The organism is Mesorhizobium sp. M7A.F.Ca.CA.001.10.2.1 (genome assembly GCF_003998575.1).
Lineage (GTDB): Bacteria > Pseudomonadota > Alphaproteobacteria > Rhizobiales > Rhizobiaceae > Mesorhizobium.
Genome location: NZ_RZQY01000765.1, coordinates 1 through 2,622, shown reverse-complemented (window position 1 = coordinate 2,622; position 2,622 = coordinate 1). Strand labels below are relative to the sequence as shown.

2 protein-coding genes are annotated in these 2,622 nt (G+C 65.4%); both read left to right on the top strand.

All coding sequences use genetic code 11. The features are described 5' to 3' along the window. A partial coding sequence (locus EN964_RS31355; protein WP_127277188.1) for an SMP-30/gluconolactonase/LRE family protein occupies positions 1 to 1,738 on the top strand: 1,738 nt, incomplete at its 5' end. Further along, positions 1,738 to 2,622 (top strand): strictosidine synthase (locus tag EN964_RS31350; RefSeq protein WP_127277186.1); only part of this gene is annotated, 885 nt, incomplete at its 3' end. The genes EN964_RS31355 and EN964_RS31350, both read left to right, overlap by 1 nt.

Sequence of the window (2,622 nt, the reverse complement as noted above, 5' to 3'; positions counted from 1 at the left end):
GCTCAACGGGGTGCTGATCGGCTATCTCAGGCTGCGCGCCTTCATCACCACTCTGGTGACACTGGTCATCTACCGGGCGCTCTACGACATCATCTTTCCCCGGCTTGCCAGCGCGATCGTCGGCTCGATGCCGGTCTCCCCGACCTGGGACCTGATCGGCTTCGGCACCTTCTACGGCCTGCCCGTCTCCTTCGCCATTTTCGCCGTCATCGCCCTTGGCGCGCATATCGTCCTGTCAAGGCTAAGGCCAGGATGGCGGTTGCGCGCCGTCGGCGGTGCGCGCCGCTCCGCCTACAATGCCGGCATCAACGTCAAGCTGACGGTTTGCCTCGCCTATGTCGCATCGGGCCTGCTGACCGCGATCGCTGCCTTTCTGTTTTCCGCCCGGCTCGGCAGCACCGGCGCCGACACCGGCATAGGGCTGGAGATTTCCGTATTGACCGCCGTGGTGCTTGGCGGCGTTTCGCTGGGTGGCGGCCGCGGTTCGGTCGGCAATGCGGTGATCGGCTCCATCCTGGTGCTGATCCTGACCAGCGGCCTCATCCGCCTGTCGATGCCCGGCTCGGTCAACCAGCTGATCCTCGGTCTGGTGCTGATCGCCGCCGTGCTGTTCGACGCCAAATGGGTGAAGAACCGCGGCAAGCTGTTGAGCAAAGTCTATGTCTCGCCGACCTATCTGAAGCTGCCGAATTTGACGCCGCCGACCGGAACCGACGTGCTTGCCGTCAATGACAGGCTTGGCGCGGCGGAGCTCATAGGGCTTGGCGCGGTCGAAGGTCCCGAGGACGTCGTCCTCGACCGCGACGACAATCTCTATACCGGTACGCGGCACGGTACGATCGTCCGTTTCCTCGCGCCCGACTATGCGCGCAGCGAGGTCTTCGCCCGTATCGGCGGTCATCCGCTGGGGCTGGCCTTCGCGCCGAACGGCGACCTGCTCACCTGCATCGGCGGCATGGGCGTCTACCGCGTCTCGCCGGACGGGACGGTGGCGAAGGTCACCGACGAAACCAATCGCAGCCTGCTGTCGGTGATCGACGATTCGCGGCTGCGGCTTCCCGACGATCTCGACATCGCGCCGGACGGGCGCATCTTCTTCAGCGAAGCGACGATCCGCTACGAAATGTCTGAATGGGCGGTCGATGCGCTGGAGGGCAGGGGCAACGGCCGGCTGATCTGCCACGATCCGAGGACCGGCTCGACCCGCACCATATTGCGCGGCCTGATCTTTCCCAACGGCGTCACCATTTGCCGCGACGGCCAGTCGCTGCTCTTTGCCGAGACATGGGCGTGCCGCATCAGCCGCTACTGGTTCGACGGACCGGACAAGGGCAAGCGTGAAATCTTCCTCGACAATTTGCCAGGCTATCCCGACAATCTCAACCGCGGCTCCGACGGAACCTACTGGATCGCGCTGCTCGGCATGCGCACCAGAACCTTCGATCTCGCCATGCGCAAGCCGGGTTTTCGCCGCCGCATGGCCAAGCGGATCGCCGCCGACGAATGGCTGTTCCCCAACATCAATCGCGGCTGCGTGCTGCGCGTGTCGGAAACCGGCGAGATCATCGACGCGTTGTGGGACGAGGCCGGCGAAAACCATCCCTCGATCACCTCGACCTGCGAGCACAAGGGCTGGCTCTATCTGGGCGGCGTCTCCAACAACCGCATCGGCCGCGTTCGCATCGAAGGCGCCGATCCGCAATGGACGGCGCATGACGATTACTGGGGGAAGCGCTGATGGCGGGGTTAGGCACGTTCGTCCGCCGGCTGTTTTCGGCTGATGATGCCGGCATCAGCGTGCCGGCCATGGACGGCGTCTTCAAACCGGACAACCGTCTGGAAGAGGCGGAGCGGCTGCTGTCGCTTCCCGCCATCGACAATCTCGTTGCGTCGCCAGCGAGACTGCTGTGCAGCAGCGGCAACACGCTCTTTCGGATCGACCTTGGGAGAGCGGGCGCTTCGGCGGTCGCAATAGCGGAGTTCGCGGCGCCGATCAGCTTTGTCGCATCCGCGCCCGATGGCCGCCTTGCCGTCGGCATCGAGGGTGAGGGCCTGCAAATCGGGCAGCCGGGCACCTGGAGGCGCATCGGCTTGCCAGGCGGCGTGGCGTCCTGCCTCACCGCCGGGGTCTTTACCGTGGATGGCTCGCTCTACCTGTGTGTCGGCTCGCGCAAGCATCCGGCGCGCGACTGGAAGCGCGATCTGATGGAGGGCGGCAGCAGCGGCGTCGTGCTCGCCATCGATCCGGACAGCGGCTCCCAGCGTGAGCTTGCAGCCGGATTGGCATTTCCCAACGGCGCGGTCATGCTCGGCAACGGCCGTCTGGCGATCAGCGAAAGCTGGCGCCATCGTATCGTCGCCCTTGATCCGAAATTACCGCATCCGGTGGCGATCCTGGAAAATCTGCCCGCCTATCCGTCGCGCCTGTCACCCGCTTCCGATGGCGGCTTCTGGATGGCGCTGTTCGCGCCGCGCCGCCAGCTTCTCGAACTGGTGCTGCGCGAGGACGATTATCGCCGCGAGATGATGGCGACGATCGATCCCGGCGAATGGATCGGGCCGGAACTCGCCGGATCGGCGCGGCCGGACCAGCCGCTGAGCCAGGGCTCGGTCCGGCAGATG